This window comes from Lentilactobacillus sp., assembly GCF_040773105.1.
Taxonomy (GTDB): domain Bacteria; phylum Bacillota; class Bacilli; order Lactobacillales; family Lactobacillaceae; genus Lentilactobacillus; species Lentilactobacillus parabuchneri.
Genome location: NZ_JAXGWW010000110.1, coordinates 1 through 6,569, shown reverse-complemented (window position 1 = coordinate 6,569; position 6,569 = coordinate 1). Strand labels below are relative to the sequence as shown.

Sequence of the window (6,569 nt, the reverse complement as noted above, 5' to 3'; positions counted from 1 at the left end):
TTGTCTTTTTCCTTGAGCATGTTGACTTTGCGGGCATAATCGTTGAAAGCCTTCGTCCAGGCACTTCTTAATCCGGCTTCATGGGTTCCACCGTCTTTGGTGCGGACGTTATTGACGAAAGACAACATGGTTTCGGAGTAGCCGTCGTTATACTGAGCGGCAACCTCAACTTCCACGCCTTCGCTCTTACCATCAAAGTACATGACATCGCCCAGCGTGTGTTTGTCCTCGTTTAAATACTGGACAAATTCCTTGATGCCTTCCTCATAGTGAAAGACTTCTTCTTGCTCCTGATCGGTTCGTTCATCGGTCAGCGTAATCTTGGTCCCTTTCAAAAGAAAGGCTGACTCCCTGAGCCGTTCGGAAAGAATGGAAAAATTATAAACGGTGCTGGTAAAAATCGTCGGATCCGGCTTGAATGTCAGCGTCGTCCCACTATGGTCGCGGGTCTTGCCCAACTTTTTTAATGTGCCAACCGGATGGCCGCCATTTTTAAAATCTTCTTCGTACTTATAGCCATCACGAACGATGACCACTTTGAGCCAAGTTGACAAAGCATTAACAACACTGGCACCAACCCCATGTAGTCCACCGGAAGTTTTGTAGCCGCCCTGGCCAAATTTTCCACCTGCGTGAAGCATCGTCAAAATCACTTCAGGAGTTGGTTTCCCTGAAGCGTGCATTCCAACTGGCATTCCTCTTCCGTGGTCAACAACGGTAATGCTGTTGTCTTTATGAATTGTAACTTGGATTTCGTCCCCGTAACCGGCCAAGACTTCGTCGACAGCATTATCAACGATTTCATACACAAGATGATGTAATCCGCGTGAGTCTGTGGAACCGATATACATTCCGGGACGCTTTCTAACTGCGTCGAGTCCCTCAAGAATTTGAATCGAGGAATCATCATATTTTTGCTTTTGCTTTACCATTCGTTATGACTCCTTTTTTTGCAATCTACTTCATAATAACCTAATTTTGCGGTTATGGAAACGAAATTTTGTTGGCGCAATGCAATTATCATGCTAGAATTAAAAACGCTATGAAGTTTATTAAGCTTGATTACTGTGAGGTTTAGGATGATTAACAATGTTGAACAAGTTATATTAATGTTAGTGGCGGCTTATTTATTGGGATCAATTCCCAGCGGTGTGTGGATCGGCAAAGCTTTCTTTCACATCGACATTCGACGACACGGTTCCGGAAATATCGGAACGACCAATACCTATCGGGTTTTAGGCCCAATTGCCGGAACCGTTGTCATGGCCCTGGATATTTCAAAAGGTGCCGTGGCAACCCTGCTGCCAACTTTTTTTCACGTTTATACCATCAGTCCACTGGTATTTGGACTGGCCGCAATTTTAGGCCATACCTTCTCAATTTTTGATAAATTTAAGGGTGGCAAGGCGGTCGCCACCAGTGCAGGGATGCTTTTAGCCTACAAACCGGCCTTTTTCTTTTTGGCACTCGCAATTTGGGTTTTGGTAATCCTTTTGACCAGCATGGTGAGCCTTGCCAGTATGGTTGGTTTTACCTTAACGACCATCGCAATTTTTTTCACCCACGATGTTTTTTTAAGCATTCTGGCTGCAATCCTCACCGTCTTTATTTTCTACCGTCACAGGGCCAACATCAGTCGTATTCGAAACGGTACCGAAAGTATGGTGCCGTTTGGGCTCGGTCACCTGTTACGGCAGAAAAAAGAAAATAATTAACTGACGATTAATTTAACTAAAAACGAGTGATTCTTTAATCGGAATCGCTCGTTTTTTTGACTCACTATTATTCAATTAACGTGATTTGTCTAAAAGAAACTGATTTGGTACTTGCCCGCAAACGCGTGGCGCCCGGCTAATTTGTTAATGGCAAATTTATCTTTCAACTTGCCATTGGCGTCCACCGTGTCTGCCAGCCCCCACCAAGGTTCGATGCAGGCAAATGGAGCCTTCTTTGGATAAGGAGACCAGATGCCGACGTAAGGTGCGTTTTCCACGGTGAGCGAAACTCCGTGATCGTTGACGCTGGATGCCAGCATGACGGTTGTTTCCTGACGATTAAGGTCAAGGACAATTGCATCGCTATTAAACAGCTCGTGGTTCAAAGATAGCGGCTTGGTTAGGTCAATCTCCCGACGATCGTTAGGATCGCTGTACGGCGGTTTTAACGGTATCTGAGAGTATGCCTTCTTTGGTGCAACCCGCACAAAGTAATCTCCAAAGCTGCCGGCATCTTCGACCAGGGGAATATTAAACCCGGGATGAGCACCAATTGAAAAAAGCAGTGTTTCGGAAGTTGGGTTTATAACGTTTAAGCTAACATTTAAGCTGTGGTCCACCAGTTCGTAAATCACCCGCAATTCAAATTTGAAAGGATAGTTCACCAGGGTTTCTTCATTTGATTTCAAGACCAGAGACACTTTGGTCGGTAATTGAGATTCAACCGCAAATGTGTGATCGCGGGCAAATCCGTGTTGTGTCATGTCGTACGTCATTGAATTAAATTGGTATTGGTTATCTTTAAGTCGACCAACAATTGGAAACAAAATGGGGGCGTGGCGTTTCCAGTACGTCGGATCTGCCTGCCAAATGTACTCGATACCCTCCGAATCCTTGACACTGGTTAATTCGGCGCCCAACTCGTTGATTAAAACGGTTAAATACTGATTCTTTAATGTAATCATCCTGACATCTGCCTCCAAGTATTAAAGAATGTAACGCGAAAGATCTTTATTTTGAGCGAGCTTGCCGACTTTATCGTCTACATACTTCTCAGTAATCGTGATATCGCCCATCTGCATGTCAGGTCCCTCGTATAAAATATCTTCGAGCAGCTTTTCAAGAATTGTGTGCAGGCGACGGGCACCGATATTATCGGTGTTGTGGTTGACGTCAGTCGCGATTTCAGCAATTCGGTTGATCGCTTCGATGGTAAAAGTCACTTTAATATTATCCGTTCCAATCAAAGCCATATATTGTTTGGTTAACGAATTGGTTGGTTCAGTCAAAATACGCACAAAGTCGTCTTTCGTCAAATCTTTGAGTTCCACTCGAATTGGGAAACGGCCCTGCAGTTCAGGAATTAAGTCGGATGGTTTATTTTCAGCAAAGGCTCCTGAGCCGATAAACAACATGTGATCAGTATTGACTGCCCCATATTTGGTATTCACCTGAGACCCTTCAACGATTGGCAGAATATCTCGTTGAACACCCTCGCGAGAAACTTCACCGCTGTTTTGAGATCTGCCGGCGGCGATCTTATCAATTTCGTCAATGAAGATAATACCGGTATTTTCAGCGCGAACGATGGCGTTGTGATATAAATCAGCCTTGTTAATCAGTGCTTCAGAAGCCTGACGAGTCAAAATTTCGCGGGCTTCACTGACGGGAACCGTTCGCTTGATCTTCTTCTTGGGCATCAAACCGGATAAGGTATCGTTTAAATCAATGCCCATTTGATTGAGCATCGTATTTTGTCCGGACAGTTGTTGGGAAGGATCGTCCATTTCAATTTCGACTTGGTCATTTTCAAGTAAACCGGCGTGTAGTCTTTCGGCAACTGACATTCGTTTTTCACGGACATCGTCGGTGACTTCTTCTTGGTCGGCATTGTCTTGAGTGGGCGCCTGACCGTTTTGAAGTTGGCTGAACATATTCATCAGATTTTGCATTTCATTTTGGCGATTTTCTTTTTTCTTTGCTGGGACCAAAAGCTTAACTAATTCATTGTTGGCCTTTTTTTCGGCTTCCACGTGAACTTGTTTATATTGATCAGCCCTTTCGAGTTGAATCGCATTTTCAACCAAGTCGCGAACCATTGATTCAACATCGCCACCAACATAGCCGACTTCGGTAAATTTGGTTGCTTCAACTTTAACAAACGGGGCATTAACGATTTTGGCCAACCGACGGGCAATTTCTGTTTTCCCGACACCGGTTGGTCCAATCATTAATAAGTTTTTAGGTGAAATTTCATCCTGCATCTCTTTGGATAATTGCATTCGGCGGTACCGGTTGCGTAAGGCGACGGCAACCGCTTTTTTAGCGTCGTTTTGGCCGACAATGTACTGGTCCAAAACTTCGACAATTTCTTTAGGTGTTTGAGTAGATTCTGTCAATTTTAAATTCCTCTCTATAATTCTTCAGAAATGACGTTTTGGTTGGTGAAGATGTCAATATTTCCGGCAATGTGAATGGCAGCTTCGGCAATTTCTCTGGCACTCATATTTTGAGCGTGGTGTTTCATTGCGGTCGCTGCGGCCAGCGCAAAGTTGCCGCCGGATCCGATTGCTAAAATATCATCGTCCGGTTCGATGACTTCACCTTGGCCTGATACTAAGAGCAGGTCCTTGTCGTTCATCACAATCAGCAAAGCTTCAAGTTTTTGCAGTTGTTGATCACCGCGCCACTCTTGAGCAAGTTCAACTGCGGATCGTTTTAAGTCACCGTCAAATTGACTCAGCTTTTTTTCAAACCGTTCTTCCAAGTTGAAGGCATCGGCAACACTGCCGGCAAACCCAACAACGACTTGGTTATTGTAAATCCGGCGAACCTTGTGTGCGGTTCCCTTCATAATGACTTTTTCACCCATAGTGACCTGACCATCCCCGGCCATTGCGAGATGTCCGTTGTGACGAACGGCAACGATGGTGGTTGCTTCAAATTTGATTGGCATAATATACCCCTTTTTAATTAGATTTTAACGAATCATTATTGCGTGGAAAGTATTTCTTATAATCATTCATTAAATGTGATTTTGTGACGTGTGTGTAAATTTGGGTTGTTGATAGGCTGCTGTGGCCCAAAAGTTCTTGTACCGACCGCATGTCGGCGCCATTATTGAGCATTTCAGTCGCAAACGTGTGGCGCAGCATGTGGGGATGAATTTTAGTGGTGAGACTACTTTTTTGGACGATCTCATCCATGATGTATTCAATTCCCCGAGCGGTCAGTGGCCGACCGTAATGATTGACGAACAGAAACGAATGGACCTGCTTGTATTTGGCCATAATCTGCGTTCTGCCGTCTGTCAGCCAGGCTTCGATTGCATTTTGCGCGTATTCACCAAACGGGACATAGCGCTGCTTATTGCCCTTTCCGGTGACCAATATGGTTCGGTTGTCCAAATCAATGTCGTTTAATTGAATCCCAGCGCATTCACTCACCCGAATCCCAGTCGCATACAACGTCTCTAATACCGCCAAGTTACGAAGTCCAAGCCGTTTATCCGAATTTTGCTTGGCGCCGTCAAACAATGCCCGCATTTCATCCTGATATAAAAATCGGGGTAATCTGCGATTGTTGGTCTTTAGATGAACGTATTCGAAAGGATTGTTGCTGATAACGTCGCTTTTGACCAAGAAGGCATAAAAGGACTTTAAGGCTGAAACTTTTTGGGCGATTGAATTTCTGGCGTATTGTTTTTCGTATAAATGCGTCAGAAATGACTCAACATCAAAAGCGTCGACTTCGGTCAATTGCTTTTGATCTTCTGGAACTTCCGCAATGAAATCAACAAAGTCCGAAATGGCTTGCTGATACGCTTGGATGGTATCCACAGAATAGTTGCGATCACTTTTGAGATACTTCAAAAACCAGTTAATATTTTTTTGATCCTTAGTTAACTCAACCATAGCCACCATCCTCAACAATGTAATCGCGTACAAGCGCTACTACCATGATAGCAAATAAACGCCGGATGTGCTGATAATTACCTATTTTTTCGTTAATTCATTCATAAAAAATGAATTAGCGTTATTCTAGCGAATATCCGCTGATTGAACCAGGAATCTGGTGAGTCTTTATCAGAAATTAACCTTTTAAAATTTAATGAATCCTATAAGTAAACACAAAAAAAGATCGAATCAGAAAATCTGATCCAACCTTTTTGTTGTGATTACGAACGTGCACGAAGTGAGGCCCGAATACGAGCAGCCTTACCTTGTAAGTCACGTAAGTAGTAAAGCTTGGCACGACGAACGTGACCTTGTCTTACAACTTCAATTTTTTCTACTCGTGGTGAATGAAGTGGGAAAATACGTTCAACACCAACACCGTTACTTACTTTACGAACAGTGTAGGTTGCTTGAATGCCCGAACCCTTACGTTTGATAACAACGCCTTCAAACAACTGGATACGTTCTCTGGTACCTTCGACAACCTTAACGTGAACCTTCACAGTATCTCCGGCACGGAAATCAGGAATGTCATTACGTAGTTGCTTTTCATTGATGCTTTCGATCAATTGATTTTGTCGCATAAACAAATCTTCCTTTCACTAACATTCATTATCTTGTATGACAGCGGAATGTTGTTTTGCGGCTTGCGCCAAAAATTAGTGTACCACAATTATGACTTGTCTGTAAAGGTGTTTTTCTTGTCAGCTGCATTGGCAGCCTGGCGTTCTTCCTCTTCGATTCGAACATCGGCAAGCAGCTTTTTTTGCGTGCTGGTCAATCTTCGATGGTCGATCAAATCCGGTCGGCGCAAGTAAGTCCGCCTTAGGGCTTCTTTTTGATTCCACAGGGCAATCTTTTTGTGATCCCCGTTCATCAACACCTCAGGAACTTTCAT

At 43.8% G+C, this 6,569-nt stretch carries 7 protein-coding genes and 1 pseudogene; 1 reads left to right on the top strand and 7 read right to left on the bottom strand.

What is annotated here, in order from left to right:
- Positions 1-932: ATP-binding protein (locus AB3112_RS06920; RefSeq protein WP_367334170.1), on the bottom strand; the 932-nt coding region annotated here is incomplete at its 3' end.
- A gap of 147 nt (positions 933-1,079) precedes the next feature.
- Here AB3112_RS06920 and plsY point away from each other — a divergent pair.
- Positions 1,080-1,715, top strand: a complete 636-nt coding sequence (plsY, locus tag AB3112_RS06915; RefSeq protein ID WP_057909114.1) for a glycerol-3-phosphate 1-O-acyltransferase PlsY — start codon at positions 1,080-1,082, stop codon at positions 1,713-1,715.
- Positions 1,716-1,804: 89 nt separating this feature from the next.
- Here plsY and AB3112_RS06910 read toward each other — a convergent pair whose 3' ends face one another.
- From AB3112_RS06910 to AB3112_RS06885, 6 genes and pseudogenes are all read right to left on the bottom strand, one after another.
- On the bottom strand, positions 1,805-2,680 hold the full coding sequence (locus tag AB3112_RS06910) for an aldose 1-epimerase family protein (protein WP_367334169.1): 876 nt from the start codon (positions 2,678-2,680) through the stop codon (positions 1,805-1,807).
- A 21-nt stretch (positions 2,681-2,701) separates the two neighbouring features.
- Complete coding sequence (hslU, locus tag AB3112_RS06905) at positions 2,702-4,114, bottom strand: ATP-dependent protease ATPase subunit HslU (protein ID WP_084975382.1); 1,413 nt, start codon at positions 4,112-4,114, stop codon at positions 2,702-2,704.
- 14 nt (positions 4,115-4,128) lie between these two features.
- On the bottom strand, positions 4,129-4,671 hold the full coding sequence (hslV, locus tag AB3112_RS06900; protein ID WP_057909111.1) for an ATP-dependent protease subunit HslV: 543 nt from the start codon (positions 4,669-4,671) through the stop codon (positions 4,129-4,131).
- A 13-nt stretch (positions 4,672-4,684) separates the two neighbouring features.
- A complete protein-coding gene (xerC, locus tag AB3112_RS06895; protein WP_367334168.1) occupies positions 4,685-5,629 on the bottom strand; it encodes a tyrosine recombinase XerC in 945 nt (314 codons plus the stop codon).
- A gap of 263 nt (positions 5,630-5,892) precedes the next feature.
- Positions 5,893-6,255, bottom strand: a complete 363-nt coding sequence (gene rplS / locus AB3112_RS06890; protein ID WP_057909109.1) for a 50S ribosomal protein L19 — start codon at positions 6,253-6,255, stop codon at positions 5,893-5,895.
- A gap of 89 nt (positions 6,256-6,344) precedes the next feature.
- Positions 6,345-6,569, bottom strand: a pseudogene (locus AB3112_RS06885) (tRNA (guanosine(37)-N1)-methyltransferase TrmD); the annotation flags it as partial.